General features: G+C 60.8%; 18 protein-coding genes and 2 pseudogenes. 11 read left to right on the forward strand and 9 right to left on the reverse strand.

Annotated features, from left to right (window positions below; genetic code table 11):
- Positions 1 to 21: 21 nt before the first annotated feature.
- Complete coding sequence (locus tag WH299_RS25905) at positions 22 to 1341, reverse strand: Na+/H+ antiporter family protein (RefSeq protein ID WP_164393630.1); 1320 nt, start codon at positions 1339 to 1341, stop codon at positions 22 to 24.
- 642 nt (positions 1342 to 1983) lie between these two features.
- Between WH299_RS25905 and WH299_RS29795 the strand changes: the two are divergent.
- Positions 1984 to 3054 (forward strand): annotated as a pseudogene (locus tag WH299_RS29795) (HAMP domain-containing protein); the annotation flags it as partial.
- A gap of 276 nt (positions 3055 to 3330) precedes the next feature.
- Positions 3331 to 3912, forward strand: a pseudogene (locus WH299_RS29800) (methyl-accepting chemotaxis protein); the annotation flags it as partial.
- Between the two features lie 25 nt (positions 3913 to 3937).
- Here the strand turns inward: WH299_RS29800 and WH299_RS25915 are convergent.
- From WH299_RS25915 to WH299_RS25930, 4 genes are read right to left on the reverse strand one after another with little or no spacing between them, the layout of a single operon-like run.
- Positions 3938 to 5257, reverse strand: a complete 1320-nt coding sequence (locus WH299_RS25915; RefSeq protein WP_122724178.1) for a sensor histidine kinase — start codon at positions 5255 to 5257, stop codon at positions 3938 to 3940.
- Positions 5254 to 5922, reverse strand: coding sequence for a response regulator transcription factor (locus WH299_RS25920; protein WP_028619570.1), 669 nt, complete (start codon positions 5920 to 5922; stop codon positions 5254 to 5256). Before WH299_RS25920 ends, WH299_RS25915 begins: the two co-directional genes overlap by 4 nt.
- Positions 5922 to 6233, reverse strand: a complete 312-nt coding sequence (locus WH299_RS25925; RefSeq protein WP_028619569.1) for a PepSY domain-containing protein — start codon at positions 6231 to 6233, stop codon at positions 5922 to 5924. Before WH299_RS25925 ends, WH299_RS25920 begins: the two co-directional genes overlap by 1 nt.
- Positions 6233 to 6535: a PepSY domain-containing protein gene (locus WH299_RS25930; RefSeq protein WP_122724176.1), complete on the reverse strand. Its 303-nt coding sequence runs from the start codon at positions 6533 to 6535 to the stop codon at positions 6233 to 6235. The genes WH299_RS25925 and WH299_RS25930 overlap by 1 nt, the downstream gene beginning before the upstream one ends.
- A gap of 157 nt (positions 6536 to 6692) precedes the next feature.
- On the opposite strand from WH299_RS25930, the gene WH299_RS25935 reads away from it, so the two are divergent.
- From WH299_RS25935 to codA, 9 genes are all read left to right on the forward strand, one after another.
- A complete protein-coding gene (locus WH299_RS25935; RefSeq protein ID WP_122724173.1) occupies positions 6693 to 7772 on the forward strand; it encodes a patatin-like phospholipase family protein in 1080 nt (359 codons plus the stop codon).
- Positions 7773 to 8420: 648 nt separating this feature from the next.
- Entirely contained in the window at positions 8421 to 8777 is a 357-nt protein-coding gene (gene queD / locus WH299_RS25940; protein ID WP_003190259.1) for a 6-carboxytetrahydropterin synthase QueD, read from the forward strand.
- Positions 8778 to 8905: 128 nt separating this feature from the next.
- Complete coding sequence (locus tag WH299_RS25945) at positions 8906 to 9280, forward strand: hypothetical protein (protein WP_339551690.1); 375 nt, start codon at positions 8906 to 8908, stop codon at positions 9278 to 9280.
- On the forward strand, positions 9277 to 9474 hold the full coding sequence (locus WH299_RS25950; RefSeq protein WP_016980040.1) for a helix-turn-helix transcriptional regulator: 198 nt from the start codon (positions 9277 to 9279) through the stop codon (positions 9472 to 9474). The genes WH299_RS25945 and WH299_RS25950 overlap by 4 nt, the downstream gene beginning before the upstream one ends.
- Positions 9475 to 9500: 26 nt before the next feature.
- Positions 9501 to 9947: a GNAT family N-acetyltransferase gene (locus WH299_RS25955; RefSeq protein ID WP_339551692.1), complete on the forward strand. Its 447-nt coding sequence runs from the start codon at positions 9501 to 9503 to the stop codon at positions 9945 to 9947.
- A 3-nt stretch (positions 9948 to 9950) separates the two neighbouring features.
- Complete coding sequence (locus WH299_RS25960; RefSeq protein WP_339551694.1) at positions 9951 to 10574, forward strand: NUDIX hydrolase; 624 nt, start codon at positions 9951 to 9953, stop codon at positions 10572 to 10574.
- Between the two features lie 192 nt (positions 10575 to 10766).
- Positions 10767 to 12035: a cytosine permease gene (gene codB / locus WH299_RS25965; protein WP_122724164.1), complete on the forward strand. Its 1269-nt coding sequence runs from the start codon at positions 10767 to 10769 to the stop codon at positions 12033 to 12035.
- The gene (locus tag WH299_RS25970; protein WP_126571267.1) at positions 12032 to 13237 is read left to right on the forward strand and encodes a PucR family transcriptional regulator; all 1206 of its coding nucleotides are present in this window, start codon (positions 12032 to 12034) and stop codon (positions 13235 to 13237) included. Before codB ends, WH299_RS25970 begins: the two co-directional genes overlap by 4 nt.
- 27 nt (positions 13238 to 13264) lie before the next feature.
- Positions 13265 to 14500, forward strand: coding sequence for a cytosine deaminase (gene codA / locus WH299_RS25975; protein WP_122724159.1), 1236 nt, complete (start codon positions 13265 to 13267; stop codon positions 14498 to 14500).
- Between the two features lie 9 nt (positions 14501 to 14509).
- Here the strand turns inward: codA and WH299_RS25980 are convergent, their stop codons facing one another.
- The 4 genes from WH299_RS25980 to tssI are packed head-to-tail and all read right to left on the reverse strand — an operon-like array spanning position 14510 to position 20298.
- A complete protein-coding gene (locus WH299_RS25980) occupies positions 14510 to 16660 on the reverse strand; it encodes a lipase family protein (protein ID WP_339551696.1) in 2151 nt (716 codons plus the stop codon).
- A gap of 14 nt (positions 16661 to 16674) precedes the next feature.
- A complete protein-coding gene (locus tag WH299_RS25985; protein ID WP_339551698.1) occupies positions 16675 to 17451 on the reverse strand; it encodes a hypothetical protein in 777 nt (258 codons plus the stop codon).
- Positions 17444 to 18280 (reverse strand): DUF4123 domain-containing protein, encoded by an 837-nt coding sequence (locus tag WH299_RS25990; RefSeq protein WP_339551700.1) that lies wholly within the window; start codon positions 18278 to 18280, stop codon positions 17444 to 17446. Before WH299_RS25990 ends, WH299_RS25985 begins: the two co-directional genes overlap by 8 nt.
- Complete coding sequence (gene tssI, locus WH299_RS25995; RefSeq protein WP_339551701.1) at positions 18280 to 20298, reverse strand: type VI secretion system tip protein TssI/VgrG; 2019 nt, start codon at positions 20296 to 20298, stop codon at positions 18280 to 18282. Before tssI ends, WH299_RS25990 begins: the two co-directional genes overlap by 1 nt.
- Between the last annotated feature and the right edge of the window lie 93 nt (positions 20299 to 20391).

The following is a 20391-nucleotide window of genomic DNA, read 5'->3' on the forward strand; positions in this document are numbered from 1 at the left end:
GCTCCTACAGGTTGGGGGGTGTCAGAGGGTCATCGCGGCCAGCCAGCCGAACGCCAGCAACGGCAGGTTGTAGTGCAGGAACGTCGGCACCACCGTGTCCCAGATATGGTGATGCTGACCGTCGACATTCAGGCCGGAGGTCGGACCGAGGGTGGAATCCGAAGCAGGCGAACCGGCATCACCCAGTGCACCGGCCGTGCCGACGATGCACACGATGGCCACCGGGCTGAAGCCCAGTTGCACACACAGCGGCACAAAGATCGCGGCCAGGATCGGCACCGTGGAAAACGACGAGCCGATGCCCATGGTCACCAGCAGGCCCACCAGCAACATCAACAACGCGCCGACACCACGGTTGTGGCCGATGAACGCCGCCGAAGTTTCCACCAGCGAGCGCACGTCGCCCGTGGCCTTGAGCACTTCGGCGAAACCCGAGGAGGCGATCATGATGAAGCCGATCATCGCCATCATCTTCATGCCTTCGGTGAACAGGTCGTCGGTATCGCGCCAGCGCACGATGCCCGACACCGAGAAGATCAGGAAGCCGGCCAGGGCGCCGATGATCATCGAGTCCAGCCACAGTTGGATAATGAACGCCGAGGCAATCGCCAGGCCGGCCACCAGCAGGGTCAGCGGGTTGTATTGCACCGCCACCTGCTCGACCCGCTCGATTTTTTCCAGATCGTACACGCGCTTCTTGCGGTAGCTGATAAACACCGCCACCAGCAGGCCCACCACCATGCCCAGCGCCGGCAGGCTCATGGCGTGGGTGACGTTGACCTGGCTGATGTCCACGCCGCTCTTGGCCACGTTGGCCAGCAGGATCTGGTTGAGGAAGATATTGCCAAAGCCTACCGGTAGGAACATGTAAGGCGTGATCAGCCCGAAGGTCATCACGCAGGCGATCAGGCGGCGGTCCAGTTGCAGCTTGGTCAGCACGTACAACAAGGGCGGCACCAGCAACGGAATAAACGCGATATGAATCGGCAGGATGTTCTGCGACGCAATCGCCACCACCCACAACAGGCCGATCAGCAGCCATTTGACATGGCTACCGCCGTTGGCTTCCTGGCGGTCCACCAGCAGCAGCGCCTTGTCAGCCAAGGCGTGGGCCAGGCCGGATTTGGCAATCGCCACGGCGAAAGCTCCGAGCAAGGCGTAGGACAATGCCACGGTCGCACCACCACCCAAGCCGCCGTTGAAGGCCTTGAGCGTGGCGTCGATGCCCAGGCCACCGGTCAAGCCACCCACCAGGGCGCCGACAATGATGGCGATGACCACATGCACGCGGGACAAACTGAGCACCAGCATGGTGCCGACCGCGGCAATGACTGCGTTAATCATGGTTACCTCAAGCAGAAAAACATAAAAAACAGGCATGCCCGCGCCCAGGCGGCCATAGGGTGGCAGCCAGCGTGCAGGCTTGAAGGAGGTCTTATTAGAGGGCGCGCACTTTGCCGGACGCAGGTTCACATGTCAAAAAACGGACCTTTGTGGTGAGCAGCCTTGCTGTGAAAAGGGAGCTTCTGTGCTGAGCAGCCTTCTGTGGTGTGAGCAGCCTTCTGTGGTGAGCGAGCTTGCTCGCGCTGGGCTGCGCAGCGGCCCCAAAAAGGGCGGGAGCGCTACGCACTCCAGCGCGAGCAAGCTCGCTCACCACAGAAACGCCCTCTCCACAAAAGCAGGTTTAAATTGACTGTATGAATAAAGAAAACTCCAAAACCGCCGATATAGAGCCTCTATGTGTTTTCAGGTAAGGATGTACCGATGTCGCTTAGACAGCTCTCCATTCAATGGAAAATCACCCTGCTCGCCGGCCTCTGCCTGCTGGGAATCGTGACCCTGCTGGTGGGTCTGTCGTTGTATCGCATGGAGCAGAGTTCGCAGCAGGTCAAGGCATCCAGCATGCAGATGCTGGATGAGGCCGCCCAGGCGCGCATCGAGGCCCAAGGCGAAGTGCAGGCATTGGGCATTCGTCGCCAATTCATGGACGCCTATCAATACGGCCATGGCTTTTCCCGCCAGGTGCTGTTCTTGCGTGAGCAGGCCGAAAAGCGCTTTCTCGACGCTTTCGACACCCGTGAAGACCTGACCCGCCAGGTCAAGGCTGCGTTGCAGGCCAACCCGGATTTGCTCGGTCTGTCCCTGGTGTTCGAAGCCAACGCCCTGGACGGCAAGGATGAGCTGTTCGCCGGCCAGGCCGAGTTGGGCAGTAACGACAAAGGCCGCTTCGCCCTCTACTGGTCGCAGCCGACACCCGGCAAGCTGGAGTCGATGGCGCTGCCGGAAAGCGACATGTCCGACACCAGCGTCGGCCCCAGCGGTGAAAAGGCCAACGCCTGGTTCACCTGCCCACGCACCACGCTCAAGCCGTGCGTGATCGAACCGTATTTCTACAGAATCAACGGGCAAGACGTGCTGATGACCAGCATCGTCTTCCCGTTGATGGTCAACGGCAAAGTCATCGCCTCGCTGTCGGTGGACATCAACCTCAACAGCCTGCAGGCCGTGAGCCAACAGGCCAGCCACAAGCTGTACGACGGCCAGACCCAGGTCAGCATCCTCAGCCCCACCGGTTTGCTCGCCGGCTACAGCCCGGACGCGAGTAAACTCAGCCAACGCTTGGACCAAGTCGATACCGCCAACGGTGCGCAATTGATCAGCGCCCTGGCCAGCAGCACGCAAATCCGTAGCCTGCGGACTGACCACCAGTTGAAGGTACTGGCACCGTTCGCGCCAATCCCGGACGGCAAGTCCTGGGGCGTGTTGCTCGATGTGCCGGAGAAAGTCCTGGTCGGCCCTGCTGAAGCGCTGAAAGCACAGATGGACGCCGATAACACCCGTGGCACCTTGCTGGAACTGGGCCTGGGCCTGCTGGCTGCGGTGGTCGGCTTGATCCTGGTGTGGTTGATGGCACGCAGCGTGACCCGCCCGATCCTCGGCGTGGCCCGCATGCTGGAAGACATCGCCAGCGGTGAAGGCGACCTCACCCGCCGCCTGGCCTACGACAAACAGGACGAGCTGGGCCAGTTGGCCGGCTGGTTCAATCGCTTCCTCGACAAGCTGCAACCGATCATTGCCGAGGTAAAGCGCTCGGTGCAGGACGCCCGTGGCACGGCGGATCAATCCGCTGCGATTGCCACTGAAACCAGCGCCGGCATGGAACAGCAGTACCGCCAGGTCGACCAGGTGGCCACCGCGTCCCATGAGATGAGTGCCACGGCCCAGGACGTGGCGCGCAGCGCTGCCCAGGCGGCACAAGCCGCCCGCGACGCCGACCAGGCCACCCGTGATGGCTTGAAGGTGATCGACCGCACCACGCGTAATATCGGGGAGTTGGCGGCGGACATGAGCACGGCCATGACCCAGGTCGAAGGCCTGGCCGCCAACAGCGAAAAAATCGGTTCGGTGCTCGAAGTGATTCGCGGCATTGCCGAGCAGACCAACTTGCTAGCCCTTAACGCCGCCATCGAAGCCGCTCGCGCCGGTGAGGCCGGCCGTGGCTTTGCGGTGGTGGCCGACGAAGTGCGCAACCTGGCGCAACGCACCCAGGAGTCGGTGGAAGAAACCCGCGTGGTCATCGAGCACCTGCAAAGCGGCACCGAAGAGGTGGTCGGCGCCATGGGCAACAGCTATCGCCAGGCCCAGGGCAGTGTCGAACAGGTTGGGCAAGCCGTGACGGCCCTGCGCCAGATTGGCGACGCCGTGACGGTGATCAGCGACATGAACCTGCAGATCGCCAGCGCCGCCGAAGAACAAAGCGCCGTGGCCGAGGAGATCAACAGCAATGTGGCGACGATTCGCGATGTGACTGAGTCGCTGTCGGAACAGGCGAATGAATCGGCACGGGTGAGCCAGGCGCTGAACAGCCTGGCGAATCAGCAGCAGGGGTTGATGGATCAGTTCAGGGTGTGATCAGCCCCTTGTCGGAGCGACAGGCTTATCCCTGACGCTTCGGCAATTCGATCAGCACTTTCAGCCCGCCCAACTCGCTTTCCTGCAACTGCAACACCCCGCCCCACACCTCGACGATGTCCCGCACGATCCCCAACCCCAGGCCATGGCCATCGATCTGTTCATCCAGGCGCGTGCCTCGGCTGAACACCTGGTCGCGTTGGGTTTCAGGAATGCCAGGACCATCATCCTCCACCGCCAACCGGTAGCTGTGCTCAGCCTCGGTGACGGTCAAGCGCACCTCGGCATCCGCCCATTTGCAGGCGTTATCCAAGAGATTGCCGAGCAGCTCCAACAGGTCTTCACGGTCCCAAGGCAGTTGCAGGCCTGACGCAGCGTGGTAGCTCAGGTCCAGGTGTTCGCCGTGGATCATGTTGAGCGTGGCGAGCAGGCCGGGCAGTTCTTTTTCGCAATCAAACAGCGCGCCCGGCAGGGTTTCCCCAGCCAGGCGCGCACGGTTGAGCTCACGGTTGAGGCGTTGTTGCACCTGCTCCAACTGATCGCGCAACAGCTTGCTCAGTTCGGGACGATCCTTCAGCGCCTCGCTCGATGCGGCGCTCAACAGTACCGCCAGCGGAGTCTTGAGGGCATGGCCGAGGTTGCCCAAGGCATTGCGTGAACGCTTGAGGCTGTCTTCGGTGTGCGCCAGCAGGTGGTTGATCTGCGCCACCAGCGGCTCCAGTTCAAGCGGCACCTGGGTGTCGAGCTGTGAACGCTGGCCCTGTTGCAGTTGAGCGATCTGGTTGCGCGCGGTTTCCAGCGGACGCAAGGCCCGGCGCACGGTGACCCGTTGCAGGATCAGCACCAGCAGCAGAGCCGCCAGCCCGAGCACCAGGCCGATCTGACGCATGAGACGAAAGCTTTCCCGCACCGGGGTGTAGTCCTGGGCCACGCTGATGGAAATCGGTTGGCCAAAGCGTTTGTAGTCCGAACGCAGCACCAGCAGTTGCTGGCCTTCCGGCCCCAATTGCAGATTGCCCTTGATTCCGGCTTCGGGCAGGCGCGGCAGTTCCTGATCCCACAGCGAGCGCGAGCGCCAGTGGGTATCGGCAAAGTCGATGCGGAAGTAATGCCCGGAAAACGGACGCTGGTAGGCTGGCGACAGGCGTTGTTCATCCAGCTGAACGCCGTTCGGTCCACGCACCAGCGCCACCAACAGGTTTTCGGCGTCGTTGCGCAAGCCGGCTTCCAGGTAACGCTGCAAACCGGCTTCAAACAACCACAAGCTGGTTTGTGCCAGCACCACGCCGACGATCACCATCACACTGATCAGCCCCAGGCTCAGGCGTCGCTGGATGGACTTCATGCAGGGCTGGCGCCAAACCGGTAACCCTGGCCGCGCCGGGTTTCGATCACGCTGCGGCCCAATTTGCGGCGCAGGTGGTTGACGTGGACTTCCAGCACATTGGAGTCGCGCTCAGTCTCACCGTCGTACAAATGTTCGGCCAAGTGGCTTTTGGACAGGATCTGTTCGGGATGCAGCATGAAGTAGCGCAACAGGCGAAACTCGGCGGCGGTCAGTTGGATTTCCGCGCCATCGCGCAGCACGCACTGACGGCCTTCGTCCAAGTGCAGGCCAGCCGCTTGCAAGGTGGGTTGGTTGGCTTGGCCATGGGAACGGCGCAACAGCGCCTGAATGCGCAGGTGCAGTTCCTCGGGGTGAAAGGGTTTGCTCAGGTAATCATCGGCGCCCGCCTTGAGCCCTTCGATGCGCTCAGCCCAGGAGTCGCGGGCGGTAAGCACCAGGACCGGCGTGGTCAGCGCAGCAGCGCGCCATTGCGCCAGCACCTCAAGGCCGGGCAGGCCCGGCAGGCCGAGGTCAAGAATGATCAGGTCGTAGGGCTCGCTTCGGCCCTGGTACACCGCGTCACGCCCGTCCGCCAGCCAGTCGACGGCATAACCCTGGCGCTGCAGGCCGGCCAGCAGTTCATCGACCAGAGGCACGTTGTCTTCTACCAACAGCAGGCGCATCAGTCTTCCTCGTCTTTGATCAGCACACCGGTGCTGGCGTCCAGCTTGATCTCGCGCACTACGCCTTCGGTGGTCACCAGCTCCACTTCATAGGCATATTGGCCGTGTTTCTTTTCCAGTTCAGCCTCCAGCAGGCGTGAGCCGGGGTAGCGCGCCATGGCCTGCTGCAACAGTTGCTCCAGCGGCAGGATCACCCCCTGCTGACGCAGCGCCAAGGCCTCATCCTGATTGAGGTCGCGGGCCGCCAGGCTGGAGCAGAATGCCATGAGCACCAGCGCGACACGACTGCTGGCGCATAGATTTACCTTCATTACGTATCCTGATGATTCTTGAGAACCCGCCCGGTGAGCGCGTCCAATTCAACGTCCCATTCGATGCCCTGGGCATCTTCCAATTCGACCTCGTAGACGTACTTGCCGTAGGCCTCGTCCAGGTCGGTGTCCAGCAGTGTCGAACCGGGGTGCAAGGCCAGGGCCGTGGCTTCCAGTTGATCGAAGGCGACAATAGTAACAGCGGCCGGCACTTTCAGTGGCTTGTCGGGGTCCACGGCTTGGGCCTGGGTCGCCGTGAGGGCGATGATACCGGCAGCAAACAGCGCGGTGAGGCGCTTCATGATAAGTCTCCGTTACAGGATGTTTTCCTACGCCGGTCACCGTACGCGCTGCAACTTAACTGAAACTGAATTGCCACCATGGCAATTCCCTGCAAGGCCTTTTCACACATTCCGCGAGATTTTCTATAATGCCCCGCTCGCTCGAACAGAGACCGGTATGACAGCCATCCACATCAAGTTTCCCGCGCTGACGCTCAAGGCCGGCAAACGCGCCTTTGCCCGCATTCGCGAGCAAGGCCTCACGCCGGCCGACGTCGGCATCCTGCCCGGCGCAGCCGGCGGCCCCAAGGCACTGGGTATCCAGGGATTGGACCTGGCGCTGTTCGGCGACTGGTTACCCCGCGCGCCACGGGAGCGGGCGTTGGTCGGTGCGTCCATCGGCTCCTGGCGGTTTGCCAGCGCGTGCCTGCCCGACCCGGTGCAAGGCCTGCTGGACCTCGGTCGCCTGTACAATGAGCAAAGCTTTGCCAAAGGCGTGTCGATGGCCGAGGTCAGCCAGAGCTGCCAGCGCATGCTCGACGACTTGCTGGCCGGTCGCGATGCGCGGGTGCTGGACAACCCGAACTATCGCCTCAACATCATGGTGGTCAAGAGCCATGGTCTGCTCGCCGATGACCACCGTGGGCGCCTGGGGCTGGGCCTGTCGTCGGTGATCGCCGATAACCTGCGCGGCCGCGCGCGACTGTCTCGACACTTTGAACGGCTGATCATCCACGACCCCCGCCAGGCGCCACCGGTACATCCACTGAAGGACTTCCCGTCGCGCTTCCTGGCCCTGGAATTGGGCAACCTGCGCCAGGCCCTGCTGGCCTCGGGCTCGATCCCCATGGTGATGCAAGGCGTGCGCGACCTGCCGGGTGCAGGCGCCGGCACCTACCGCGACGGCGGCCTGCTGGACTATCACCTTGATCTGCCCTACCACGGCGACGATATCGTGCTGTACCCGCACTTCACCGATCGGGTCATCCCCGGCTGGTTCGACAAGGGCCTGCCATGGCGACGCAGCAACCCGCAGGGTTTGCAGGATGTGTTGCTGCTGGCGCCGTCCAAGGATTACCTCGCCCGCCTGCCCCACGGCAAACTGCCGGATCGCAGCGACTTCAAGCGTTTCATGGGCGATGACCCAAGCCGCAACAAGTACTGGCAGACTGCGATGAGCGAGAGCCAGCGGCTGGGCGATGAGTTTCTGCAACTGGCGGATAACGGCCAATTGGGCGAGAGACTACTGGCCCTCTAGGCGCTGGCTTACCGCTAACCACGATGCGAAGCGAGCCGCTCTTGATCTTGACTTGCTTTTGATCTCAGGCGCCCCGTAAAACACGCTGGCCGGAATCTGACAGGGATTTGGGGGGTAAACCGGCAGGGATGCCGGTTTAGCCGCCCCGCGCCATGGATGGCGCGTGGCGGCGGCCCCCCAAATACCTGTCGGATTACGGGTACACCGAGCCTGGGCGAGGTGCCGAGTGTTGGGGCAAGAGCGTTTTGCTTACTTTGGGGCTTTTCCAAAGTGAGCCGCCGTAAGGGCGGAACCATTAGCAGCCGTTACCCAAATAACGGATATGTACCCGGTCTGATCCCACATCCAGGTCGGCTGTCAGGCCGCCTTCGCAGGCAAGCCAGCTCCCACATTTGGATTGCTGGGCAACAGTTAGAGAGTGGTCGGCTGTCAGGCCGCCATCGCTGGCAAGCCAGCTCCTACAGTTGGATCGCGGGGTGATAGTTAGATTGTGGTCGGCTGTCAGACCGCCAGCGGCAGCAAGCCCCCTCGCCACCTGCCATCAACATTTCGCCCGCAAGCCGCCCCCTACAGAGGGACGGTATGCGCAGCAACGAATCAAACTGTTAAACTCGCCGCCTGCCAGACATCGACCGAGCTGAAAACACTGTGGAAATCTTCAAGGAATTTACATTCGAATCCGCCCACCGCCTGCCCCACGTACCGGAAGGCCACAAATGCGGGCGCCTGCATGGGCATTCGTTCAAGGTGGCGATCCACCTGAGCGGCGACCTGGATCCCCATACCGGCTGGATTCGCGACTTCTCGGAGATCAAGGCGATTTTCAAGCCGCTCTATGAACGCCTCGACCACAACTACCTCAATGACATCCCAGGCCTGGAAAACCCCACCAGCGAAGTGCTGGCCAAGTGGATCTGGAATGAATTGAAACCCCTGCTGCCTGAGCTCAGTGCAATTCGTATCCACGAGACCTGCACTAGCGGTTGCATCTATCGCGGCGAGTAAACCTGCGATGTGAAGAAACCACCCTGCGCGGTGGTTTTTTTGTGCCTGACACGCCTCCATGTAAAGCACCCTTGACACAGCAATAGCCTGTGCCTAATGTAAAGCACCCTTTACTCATGGAGATGATTATGTCGGTCAAGCGCTTCCTGGTGGAATTCACGGTGACCCTGCTGGCGTATCTGGTGTGCGTCGTGGTTTCCAGCGCCTATATGTCGTCCATGCCCGACGGCGCGGGCAAAATTGCCCTGACGTTGCTGCCGGTCATTCCGATGATCGCGATGGCGATTGCGATCATCCGTCGGTTGAACGCCATGGATGAAATGGGCCGCAAGATCCAATTGGACGCGCTGGCGGTGGCCTTTGTGTGCACGGCGTTGACGACCTTCAGCTACGGCTTCCTGGAAACCGCTGGCTTCCCACGGCTGTCGGCCTTTATGGTGTGGCCGATCATGGGCGGCGTCTGGTGCGTCGCCACGATCATCGGCACAAGGCGCTATCAATGAACAACCTGATGCGCCAGTTGCGCTCGGAACTGGGTTGGTCCCAGGCTGACCTCGCCGAGCGCCTGGGGGTGTCGCGCCAAACCGTCAACGCCATCGAAACCGGCCGCTACGATCCGAGCTTGCCCTTGGCGTTCAAGATCGCCAAGGTGTTCGAGCGGCCTATCGAAGGCATCTTCGAAGCGCCGGCAGACTGATCGACTGTCCAGAGGAGCCCGCTGCAATGATGCGTCCCGCCACTGCTGCTGATGTTGCTGCCATCGAGGCCATTGTCCAGGCGGCCTACTCGCCTTATATCGAGCGGATCGGCCGCGAGCCCGGGCCGATGCTGGAGGATTACCGCCAGTTGGTGCAGAACGCAGGCGTACATGTGCTGGAAAATGCCGGGAGCGTTCAGGGCTTTATTATCCTGCTGGATGATGGCGATACGCTTTTGCTGGATAACCTGGCCGTCGCCCCGGACGCCCAGGGGTTGGGCTACGGGCGATTGCTGATGGATTTTGCCGAATGCCAGGCGCTCACTGTCGGGCGCGCGGCCATCCGTCTATACACCAACGAAGCCATGAACGAGAACATCACGCTGTACACCCGTCGGGGCTATGTCGAGACCCACCGGGCCGAAGAACATGGCCTGCGGCGTGTGTACATGACCAAGCAACTCCGGGAGTAAACCATGGAAAACACTTGGCTGGCCCAGGCCAAACGTTTGCAGGCGTTGGCGTCCACCGGGCTGCACTTTTGCACCGATGATTTCGAGCGCGAGCGCCTGGAAGAAATCGCCGAGATTGCTCACAACATGCTCGCGCAATTGGGCAATGTGCCCTTGGAGCGCATCACCGGGTTGGTCACGGATTTTGCCAAACGCTACTCGACGCCGATGATCGACGTGCGCGGGGCGGTCATCCAAGGCGAGCGGATTCTGCTGGTTCGTGAATTGACCGATGGCTGCTGGGCGTTACCGGGAGGTTATGCGGATATCGGCTTGTCGGCGGCGGAAAACATCGTCAAGGAGATTCGCGAGGAAGCCGGGCTGACGGTAACGGCGCGGGCCCTGTACAGCGTGACGCACAAGGCAAAGGGTTTGTATCGACCGGATGTGCGCGACTTCTACAAACTCTACTTCCTGTGTGAACCGGTGGATCAGTCGGCACCGATGGCGGGGTTCGAGACCACCGAAGTGGGCTTTTTCCGTCTGCACGAGCTGCCACCGCTGTCACGGGGGCGCACTATTGAAAGTGATCTGGAGGCCGCATTCGCCTTCCACCGTGGCGAGACCACCCAGACGCTGTTCGACTGATCCAATTTGTATCACTGCTGCACCGCTTTCGTGCCCAATTGGGCACGGCGAACATTCCTGCCTGCGTTGTCCCCCCTGTTTAGCTATAAATACTGTGCACGGTGCACAGCACCCGTCGTGCGCTCGTCACTGCTGCCGGTTTGGCACGCGCGGTGCAATAGGCCTGCGTCACTCATTCAGGGAGCAAGGCACATGACGCAGCAAGAACCGGGCAACGATTACCCCCTCAGCGAAGTCCCGATGCATGCGCGCAAAGGCCTGGCGTCTACCGCCATGGTGCTGCTGGGCTTTACCTTTTTTACCGCGACCATGTTTGCTGGCGGCAAGCTGGGGGTGGCGTTCAGCTTTACCGAGATGCTCGGCGTCGTGGCCCTGGGTAACCTGCTGCTGGGTATCTACGCCGCAGGCCTGGGTTACATCGCCTTCAAGAGCGGGCTGAATTCGGTGTTGATGGGGCGCTTCTGCTTTGGCGAAGTGGGCAGCAAGCTCAGTGACTTGATCCTCGGTTTCACCCAGATCGGCTGGTACGCCTGGGGCACCGCCACGGCCGCCGTGGTGCTGGGCAAGTATTTCGAACTGAACCAGGGCAGCGTGCTGGCGTTGATGGTGCTGTTCGGCCTGGTGTTCTGCGCCACGGCGTACGTTGGTTATCGCGGGCTGGAGATTCTGTCCTACATCGCAGTACCGGCGATGGGCATCCTGTTGTTTCTGTCGATGTGGGTGGCCACGACCAAAGTCGGCGGGCTGGATGGGCTGCTGGCGGTGGTGCCGACCGGTGAACTGGACTTGTCCACGGCGATCACCCTGGTGTTCGGCACCTTTGTCAGCGGTGCGACCCAGGCCACCAACTGGACACGTTTTTCGCGCTCGGCCAGGGTGGCGGTGCTGGCCAGCCTGATCGGTTTCTTTATCGGTAACGGCTTGATGGTGCTGATCGGCGCCTACGGTGCCATCGTCTATCAACAACCGGATGTGGTCGAAGTGTTGCTGCTGCAAGGTTTTGCCATGGCAGCAATGGCCATGTTGCTGCTCAACATCTGGAGCACCCAGGACAACACCATTTACAACTTCGCGGTGGCCGGCTGCAACCTGCTGCGCACCCAGCGTCGCAAGACCGTGACCCTGGCCGGCGCGGTGATCGGCACGCTGCTGGCGTTGCTCGGCATGTACGACATGCTGGTGCCGTACTTGATTCTGCTGGGCACGGTGATCCCGCCGATTGGCGGGGTGATCATGGCGGACTTTTTCTATCGCTATCGCGGCCAGTACCCGCGCCTGGCAGATGCGCGTCTACCGGCATTCAACTGGCCGGGGCTGGTGGCCTATGGGGTGGGTACCGTGCTGGCGTTCAACTCGCCTTGGGTCGCACCGTTGGTGGGTATCGTCGCCGCGTCGTTGACCTACATCGTGCTTACCGCCGTATTACGCGTGCGTGCGCCTTTGGTTGATGTCCAGGCATGAGCCTGACCCTCGCCGATGTGCTGGCCTTGCCGGGCCTGGAGTCCATGTGCCTGCGTGCCGGCGCGGCTGGCCTGGATAACGGCGTGCGTTGGCCGTATGTGGCGGAAAACAGCGGGATCGCCGAGTGGGTATTGGGGGGCGAACTGGTGTTCGTGACCGGGATCAATCACCCACGCGACGAGGCCAACCTGCTGCAACTGCTAGAGGAAGCCTGCGAACGTCAGGTGGCCGGACTGGTGGTCCTGACGGGGCCCGCGTATATCCAGGCGATTCCCCCGCGTTTGCTCGACGCCGCCGAAGCCGCGGGCATGCCGCTGATCGAACAGCCTTACTCACTGAAAATGGTGTTGGTGACCCAGGCCATTGGTTCAGCACTGATCCAGTCCGAGCAGTTGGGGCGTTCGAAGCATGATGTGCTGGAGCGTTTGCTGACTGGCGATTACCAATCCCTGGAGGTGTTGCTGCATCGAGCCTCGCAACTGGGCATGCCATTGGCCGGGAATTGGCAGGTGGTTCAATTGCAACTGGAGGGCAGTGAGTTGCTGTTTGCCCACGGTGATGCGGCCTGTGTGGAGGTGCATTTGGCCCGCCAACATGACGGTATCAGCCGTCGATTGCGTCAACTCTCGGCCGGTTTACCGGTATTGGGCCGTGCCGGGCAATGGACGATGCTGCTCCCTGCTCCGGATGCTGTCGCAGCATTGGCTAACCGCCACCAATTGGCCAACTGGCTCAAGCCGCTGAACCTGCGCCTGGCACCGCTCAAACTGTTTATCGGCCTGAGCGCCGCCGCTCATCCACCGGCACACCTGGCCCAGGCGCAGGATGAAGCCCGCCAGGCGCTGGCCGCTGCGCGACGCTTCAGCGAGCGCGCCGGGTTGTGCGTGTACGACGAACTGGGCGTACTCAAGTTGCTCAGCGGCGTGCGTGATCGCGCCCTGCTCGACCAGTTCCTCAATGAGCGCCTGGGCCCGCTACTGCGCCATGACCTGCACCATGGCCCCAGCCTGATGCCCACCTTGGAAGCCTGGTTTCACGAGAATGGTAACCTTGTGGCCGCCGCTCAGCGGCTAGCCGTGCACCGCAACACCCTGACGCACCGCGTCCAGCGCATCGAAGCCCTGTGCGGCCTGACGCTGGATAATGCTTATGATCGCCTGGACATCGGCATTGCGCTGATGATCTGGCGGCTGTCTGCCTGATTGTTTTTAGCCAAGAGGAACTTGCCCATGCACATCATCAACGCCCGCCTGCGCAACCGTGAAGGCCTGCATGATCTGCACCTGGAACATGGCCGGATCGCCAGCATCACGCGGCAATCGGGGACACCGACTGCGGCGGCCGACGACCTGAACGCCGCCGGCAACCTGGTGATTCCCCCCTTTGTCGAACCGCATATCCACCTCGACGCCACCCTGACGGCCGGCGAACCGCGCTGGAACATGAGCGGCACCCTGTTCGAAGGCATCGAGTGCTGGGGTGAGCGCAAAGCTACCATCACCCAGGAAGACACCAAGACCCGCGCCAAAAAGACAATCCAGGCCCTCGCTGCCCACGGCATCCAACATGTGCGTACCCACGTCGACGTCACCGACCCGGACCTCACGGCGCTAAAGGCCATGTTGGAAGTGCGCCAGGAAAGCGCGCACCTGATCGACCTGCAGATCGTCGCTTTCCCCCAGGAAGGCATCGAGTCCTATCGCAATGGCCGCGAGTTGATGGAAGAAGCCATCCGCCTGGGCGCCGACGTGATCGGCGGTATCCCGCACTTTGAATACACCCGCGACCAGGGCGTGAGTTCGGTGAAGTTCCTCATGGACCTGGCTGAACGTACCGGCTGCCTGGTGGACGTACACTGCGACGAAACCGACGACCCACACTCACGCTTTCTCGAAGTGCTGGCCGAAGAAGCCCGCAGCCGTGACATGGGCACCCGCGTCACTGCCAGCCACACCACGGCCATGGGCTCCTACGACAACGCTTACTGCGCCAAGCTCTTCCGCCTGCTGGGGCACTCGGGAATCAGCTTCGTCTCTTGCCCAACCGAGAGTATCCACCTGCAAGGTCGCTTCGACAGCTTCCCGAAACGTCGCGGCGTCACCCGGGTCAATGAGCTGCTGGAGGCCGGCATGAACGTGTGTTTCGGCCAGGATTCCATCGTCGATCCCTGGTATCCCCTGGGCAACGGCAACATCCTGCGGGTACTGGAAGCGGGTTTGCACATTTGCCACATGCTCGGCTACCGCAACCTGCAAACCGCCCTAGACCTGGTCACTGACAACAGCGCCAAAGCGATGGCCCTCGGTGACCGCTACGGCCTGGAGCCCGGACGGCCAGCCAACGTGTTGATCCTTTCGGCGGACAGCGACTACGAGGTCATCCGCAGCCAAGGCTTGCCGCTGTACTCGATTCGCAACGGCAAGGTGTTGATGAAGCGCCAGCCGGCGCAGGTGGAGTTTGCGTAAACGCCTGGCTCAGACGATCGAATCGATATCCAGTGTTTGCGCCCTCCCCCATTCGTGATGAAGCGCAGGAGGAATGCGGGCGACCTGCGACAGTTCATGGTTTTCACGGTGGCTGAACCAGCGCTTGAGGCTGGGTTGCAAGTGGGCGCTATGGGCTTGACTGCCATAGACATCACGGGCATCCAGGCGTCGCCAGCGCAGGGTCGCAAGGCGCTCTCGACTGATGTGCAAGCGGTCTATTTCGGTATTCAGAGCTTCGCTGTGTTCATAGCTTCGGTCGTTGACAGGCCTTAGACGCGCCAGTTCCCGGCGCTTGTTGCGCAGTTGCTGGCGCATGGTCTCAAGCGCCAGGTCGAGTAACTCGAACTCTCTTGGCGTGATCAGCGGGCCGTTGTTTTCCTGGGTTTGTTGCCAACGACGCAGCGTCGCCCAGGCCGCCGGAATGTAGCTGGCGGTCATGAAGTGCTGATTGGCCTGGAACAGCTGTTTCAGCAAGTTATCCCGCTCGGGCATGTCGCCATGGAGTTGCAAGGCTCGGTTGCAACCGGCCTCCTGGATGGACTCACACCCAGGCTTCCACAACACCGATGACTGCGTGCCGTCCGGCAACATGATCGGCATGAAATGGTGTTGTTCGCCGTGGTGTTGGTAAGGGTTTCCACCCAAACGCACCATACCGGCGGCGAACAACAGGCCGCCCGGCGCAGGGGCGCTGAACAGTGTGATGGCGCCAGGGATCCAGAGTTTGGCGGTGGTGTTCATCCACGGGGCCGGCACGCTGGGGACCGGGTCGTTGTGATTGACGATGCGGTGGTGGACCAGGGTTGAGGCGCCCTCGGTGAACTCGGCGTCGGCGGCGCGGGGGGCGCCGTAGGTGTAGAGGAGGATGTTGTAGTTGCCCTCGGGCGCTCGGCGTAACCCTTCCGCCAGGAGCAACGCGATTGCGCCGCCCAGGCTGTGGCCGCAGATGATAATTCGTTGGCCTGTGTAGAATTGGTCGAGGTAGCGCAGCACGAAATTGCGCATTGCACGGTACGCTTGGTAGAAACCTTCATGTGCCTTGCCGACACCTTCCACAAAAGCTACTTGATGGGCGTTTGCATCACGCATCCCATCTGCGGCGCTGGCGGTTCCACGCACTGCGATCAGGATTACCTCATCGTGATGGGTGATAAACGCCTGGGTATCCGTACCAAATTTGTCATCATCGAAAAAATGCAGATTCGCCGGATGCTCCTGTTTCTCCCCCAGCTCGGGTTGGTTTTGTGGATACAGTTCAGGATCGAAGGGAAGGATCTCAAATCGCTGGGAGTAAGGGACCTCTTCGTAAATGGGGTAGAAACGCTGCACTTGCTCTGCATCAAATCGCCAACCCTCGTGGTAACCCGAGAGCTGTTCGGCGAATAGATGACCGACGCTGGGATCAAGGGGGAAGCGAACTTGGTCCTGGGGTTTTTTAGGTGGTTCTTGGCCGAAGTTGCAATAACTCAAGGTGGCCATCAATGCCAGTTGATAAAGATTCAAGGCGCAGAAACCGTCTTCGATTGAAAGCATCGGACGGAAGGCTCGCAGTGGCCGGACCTCCAAAGCAGTGTGGTTGTTGGGAAACAACACGACTCCTGCCAAGTTTGATTGGGGCGGTCCAAACCCCAAGTCGCCCATCATTTTTAATGCGTGCCGCTGGGGTTGATGACTCCGCTGCGCAATCGGTGGCAAGTGGGCGACATGACGGACTAAATCGCGCACTTCGACCTGATAGAACCGGTTGGCCTTTTGCTGAGCAGGATTACTTTCGGAGCGCCGACCATCAGCGACAGTAAAGCGAGTCTGCTCAGCCCGAACTTGAAGCTCAGTGATAGGGAGCTTGTAGGTGGAGCGCAACATGAGCCGCTGATACGGCTGTTCTGTTCCTGAGTACATATCGTCGAAAACAAGCACCACAGGCCCGCAAAAAAGATTGTGTAGCTTGGCAAACCCCTCTGCATTCAACCTGCCTTTGTACTCCTGCCCAGCGCTATCGTGGACGGTGTAAGGCAGGCCACCGTACGCCGTGCCCTCGCCCAACTCATTGACCAGACTAAAGCTCACCCAGTGTCCGCGCACTGGACAGGCCGGCTTGCTTTCATTGAAAAATGATTGCCTCTGTGCATCCTGCATCATGGACTTACTCCTTGTTAATTGCATGACGGATAGACATCACAAACGCGACCATCCGGCATTTTTATAGGCTTAACGTCGGTGGTATTGCCGTTACAAAACGCATCCATATCTTCAAAGCTTTTACCTCTACAACGCTTCCAACCGCCCGGAACGACTACCCAGTTATCACCAACAGCCGGTTCTTCCTTATCAGTGACGGTCAGCGTCAACCTGAGCGTTTTTCCCGCTAATTGATCACGGTGAGCAACACCACCCGCCACAGACTTCTGCAACTGTCCCTGTTCATTTATCGAGCGACATTGCAGAAGCTTCCTGATCGCATGAAACGGCCCCACCGTCCTGAACCGCCAATGACATTGCCCAACCAATTCCTGGACACCCGACTCAGGCATTCCAGATTGATCATCCCCGCGATCTCGAATGGCGATACCTGCACGATCTCCACCTACGTCCGTATCACGCTTTCCCCACTTCGCATAAAACTCAAACTCCAGACTTCGCAGTACCGAAGGGCAGCCCTCGATTTTTTCGCTCAGCGGCAACTCAAAACTCACCCGACTTGCCAGAGGTTTGTAGTCCGTAAAAAAGACTTTCCGCTCAGGCCTCTTTCCTCGACGCCGCGGCAAAGTGCAGATTTCACCCGTAGCGGGAAAATAATTTGCGGCCGTTTTAAGCTCAAACTCCGGCGGCAAATCCACCTCCAGCGTAAAGCGGTCAACCGCCTTGCCCGCACACCCCGTCAGCCCCAGCATCCCCACCACACCCCACACACCTAGCCTTCGCCTACTCATCTTTTTTCCCCATCAGTCTCCACTGCTCCACTACCCGCTCAAAGTGATCCGCCGGTGCCTCCCCAGCCAGCGGTTGCCACCGAATGACACTCTCCCGTATGGCCTCCTCCAACCGTCGCACCACCAGAAACGCCAATCGCTCGGCCCCCCGCCATTGCCAGACACGCGCCTGCTCCAACACCTGGCTCAGCCAGATTCTCGGGTCCTGGAATTCCACCAATGCAACCAGGTCTTCGCTGTGTTCGGCCAACAGGTAACGCAGGATATTGGCGTGCAGGATGGCTTCTGCGTTTGGGTTGGGTGTGTTCAGCCAAGGGACCGGGTCGGGCAGCGAGTTCTCGCCAGGGGCCGGGTTGTCCGCGATGCGCCAGCGGTCTTCGTGCCAATAACAGACGCTGATCAAGGGGCCGAGGAATGCCGGCCAGTGCTCTGCAGACATATAGGCCAGCGCACGCGCCAGGGTGCGGTTGTCGTGAAAGCGGTACAGCGATTGCGCTTCTTCCGGTCCCGTCAGCAAACGATCGCGCCAATGTCGAGTCACGGCCGTCAGGTCATCGCTCGGCAAGCTGCCCAGCCAACCCCAGTTACTCTCGGGCTGTTGCAGGAGGTCTCCTAATGCAGGCTCGTTCATCTGCTTCAGCCGCAGGATCACAGGGCCTTCCATCGCGAGTTCCGCCAGTACCGTCTCACCATAGACGCTGCAATAGTCCGACAAGCTGCGCACCGCCAGCAGCGGCGCGCGCGCGGCGCTCTGCCCGTCGAGGATCAAACACAGGTGCCGCCCGACCTGCTGTTGTTGGGCCATCCAGTGGCCTGGCATGTCCTGCATCAGGCAGCCCTCGCCGGCAAATCACACAGGCCTTCACGGCAGCGCGCGCACACCGGGCAGTAGTCCGCCCCCAATTGCCTGGCCAGGGTCATGATCGCGCCCTGTACCTTGGAGACCTCTGGCGCACCGGCCACGCTCAAGGCGCTCGCCGATTGGGTCGCAGACGGTAAACCGCCAAGGGCGATGGGACGACTGCTGAAGATGCCTCCAGCCTGGATGACCAGATGCTCTCCACCAGCCTTGAGGTTCAGTTGCGCCCCGGCATCGATTACCAGGCTGGCACCGGATTTAAGGTGGAGTTGCTGCCCAGCCTCAATGACCAAGGTCTGCGCCACGTGGGTCCGGCTATCGCCCTGCACATCAAGGTAGTCGCTCGCCTTGAGCAGCACTTTGCGATCGCCGGTGACCTGACGATGCTCTTCGTTTTCCAAGTAAACCGTGCTTAGCCCATGGATGACTTCTCGCCGCTCCCCCACGACCTCCAACCGGCTGTCATGACCGACCCGTTGCTCCAGGTCCCGTTGCGCACGCAGGTAGACAAGCTCCTCGCCACGACGGTCTTCCAGGTACACCTCGTTGGCGCCGTCACCACCACGGGAAGTGCGACTACGCAAAACGCTGCGGGTCTTGTGCTGCGGCAAGGAATAGGCCGGCCGGTGCAACGCATTCGGCAGGCAGCCGTTGATCAAAGGGCGGTCGGGATCCCCGTCCAGGAAGGTAACCAGCACTTCCATACCGACCCGCGGGATCATCGTTGCACCAAACCCGTCACCGGCCCACCCGGACGCCACGCGCACCCAACAACTGCTTTTATCATCCGTGTTGTCCAGGCGGTCCCAGTGAAAGCGCACCTTCACCCGGCCATGGGCATCGCAATGCACGTCCTCACCGGCAGGCCCGGTCACGGTTGCGGTCTGGCTGCCATTGATGGTCGGCTTGGGATGCCTGAGGGGCGGCCGATGCACAGCCTGCCAAGGCGTTGCGGTAAAACGATTGCGATAGCCTTGGAACAGGTCGGTTGTGGGCGTTGCTTCCTCCAGCACCTGGGGTTGATAACCCTCATGACGCACTGACGTGATCAACCACAGGTCGTTGCAGGATGGGTCGGGGTGGTCTCGTATCTCAAGGAAGTGCCCGCTGCGCAGAATTGGCTGATCACTCTTGCCCAATGCCCGATGCCGGTCGCGCTGGTGACGCTCCAGGCTCCGACATGCCAATTGCTTGCCACGGGTATGACCGGTGAATCCTGCGGGATACTGATAGTCCTCAAGGGGGAGTGTCGACGCGACACCCGCGCTGTCGTGCAGATGCAAGGAGGGATGTTCGAAGTCGTAATCACGACGCACCGTTTTTTGGCTGCGAATGCCCAGGCGTACGTCGAAACGCTGGATAACCGGCGCATCTGCTTGTGGCCCGCCAGGAGCGCTATAGCGTTGCACGGGTAAACGCCGAAACACGGTCTGGTCATCGCCAAACACCAGCAGATGAGTGTCCACGCTGTGACGAAAATGATAGTGAATTCCCTCCTCCTCACACAACCGCTGGATGAAGTGAAGATCACTCTCTGCGTACTGCACACAGAACTCGCGCGGCGGATAAACCACGGGGCCAAGCTCGAAAACGTAAGCGTCCGCCAGGATGCCATGTTGCTCAAGGACCTCTGCGATGATCTGTGGCACGCTGCGCTGCTGGAAAATCCTCTGGTCACGTCGGTGTGCAAGGTAAGCCAGCCGGGGTGCCAGGGTCAGGTGGTAGCGCGTGGTGCGCCGACCGGGGTCATCACGGCCAATGGCATAGATCAACCCGTGCAGGCCCCCGTTCGTTTCGCCGAAATCCAGGTAGGCGGGTTGGTGGAGCAGCGCCTCCAGATCAAGAAAAGGGTTTTCGCTGACCACCTGTATGTGGATGAAATACAGTTGATCGAGGGTTTCACTGCCTTTAAATGCCAGGACTTGCGAATCGATGTTGAGGGGTGGAAGAACCAGATTGAAACGTGAAGAAACAAACGCGTTAACCATCCGTTGTTACCCGCCGTTAATGAAGGAAAACCCTGAGATATTCCCTCGCGCCAAATGTGAAATCAGTGGCCGAGAAAAAGTGCTGGAACGCCC

Source organism: Pseudomonas sp. MYb541 (assembly GCF_037479595.1).
GTDB classification, from domain to species: Bacteria; Pseudomonadota; Gammaproteobacteria; order Pseudomonadales; family Pseudomonadaceae; genus Aquipseudomonas; species Aquipseudomonas canadensis.

Excerpts from the sequence above, each read along its gene's own strand:
- WH299_RS25945 (WP_339551690.1), top strand. The coding sequence starts at position 8,906 with ATGTCGGTCAAGCGCTTCCTGGTGGAATTCACGGTGACCCTGCTGGCG.
- WH299_RS25990 (WP_339551700.1), bottom strand. The coding sequence starts at position 18,280 with ATGCAGGACATGCCAGGCCACTGGATGGCCCAACAACAGCAGGTCGGG.
- WH299_RS25920 (WP_028619570.1), bottom strand. The coding sequence starts at position 5,922 with ATGCGCCTGCTGTTGGTAGAAGACAACGTGCCTCTGGTCGATGAACTG.
- WH299_RS25930 (WP_122724176.1), bottom strand. The coding sequence starts at position 6,535 with ATGAAGCGCCTCACCGCGCTGTTTGCTGCCGGTATCATCGCCCTCACG.
- WH299_RS25985 (WP_339551698.1), bottom strand. The coding sequence starts at position 17,451 with ATGAGTAGGCGAAGGCTAGGTGTGTGGGGTGTGGTGGGGATGCTGGGG.
- WH299_RS25925 (WP_028619569.1), bottom strand. The coding sequence starts at position 6,233 with ATGAAGGTAAATCTATGCGCCAGCAGTCGTGTCGCGCTGGTGCTCATG.
- WH299_RS25980 (WP_339551696.1), bottom strand. The coding sequence starts at position 16,660 with ATGATGCAGGATGCACAGAGGCAATCATTTTTCAATGAAAGCAAGCCG.
- WH299_RS25960 (WP_339551694.1), top strand. The coding sequence starts at position 9,951 with ATGGAAAACACTTGGCTGGCCCAGGCCAAACGTTTGCAGGCGTTGGCG.
- WH299_RS25955 (WP_339551692.1), top strand. The coding sequence starts at position 9,501 with ATGATGCGTCCCGCCACTGCTGCTGATGTTGCTGCCATCGAGGCCATT.
- WH299_RS25915 (WP_122724178.1), bottom strand. The coding sequence starts at position 5,257 with ATGAAGTCCATCCAGCGACGCCTGAGCCTGGGGCTGATCAGTGTGATG.
- codB (WP_122724164.1), top strand. The coding sequence starts at position 10,767 with ATGACGCAGCAAGAACCGGGCAACGATTACCCCCTCAGCGAAGTCCCG.
- WH299_RS25935 (WP_122724173.1), top strand. The coding sequence starts at position 6,693 with ATGACAGCCATCCACATCAAGTTTCCCGCGCTGACGCTCAAGGCCGGC.
- codA (WP_122724159.1), top strand. The coding sequence starts at position 13,265 with ATGCACATCATCAACGCCCGCCTGCGCAACCGTGAAGGCCTGCATGAT.
- WH299_RS25970 (WP_126571267.1), top strand. The coding sequence starts at position 12,032 with ATGAGCCTGACCCTCGCCGATGTGCTGGCCTTGCCGGGCCTGGAGTCC.
- tssI (WP_339551701.1), bottom strand. The coding sequence starts at position 20,298 with ATGGTTAACGCGTTTGTTTCTTCACGTTTCAATCTGGTTCTTCCACCC.
- WH299_RS25950 (WP_016980040.1), top strand. The coding sequence starts at position 9,277 with ATGAACAACCTGATGCGCCAGTTGCGCTCGGAACTGGGTTGGTCCCAG.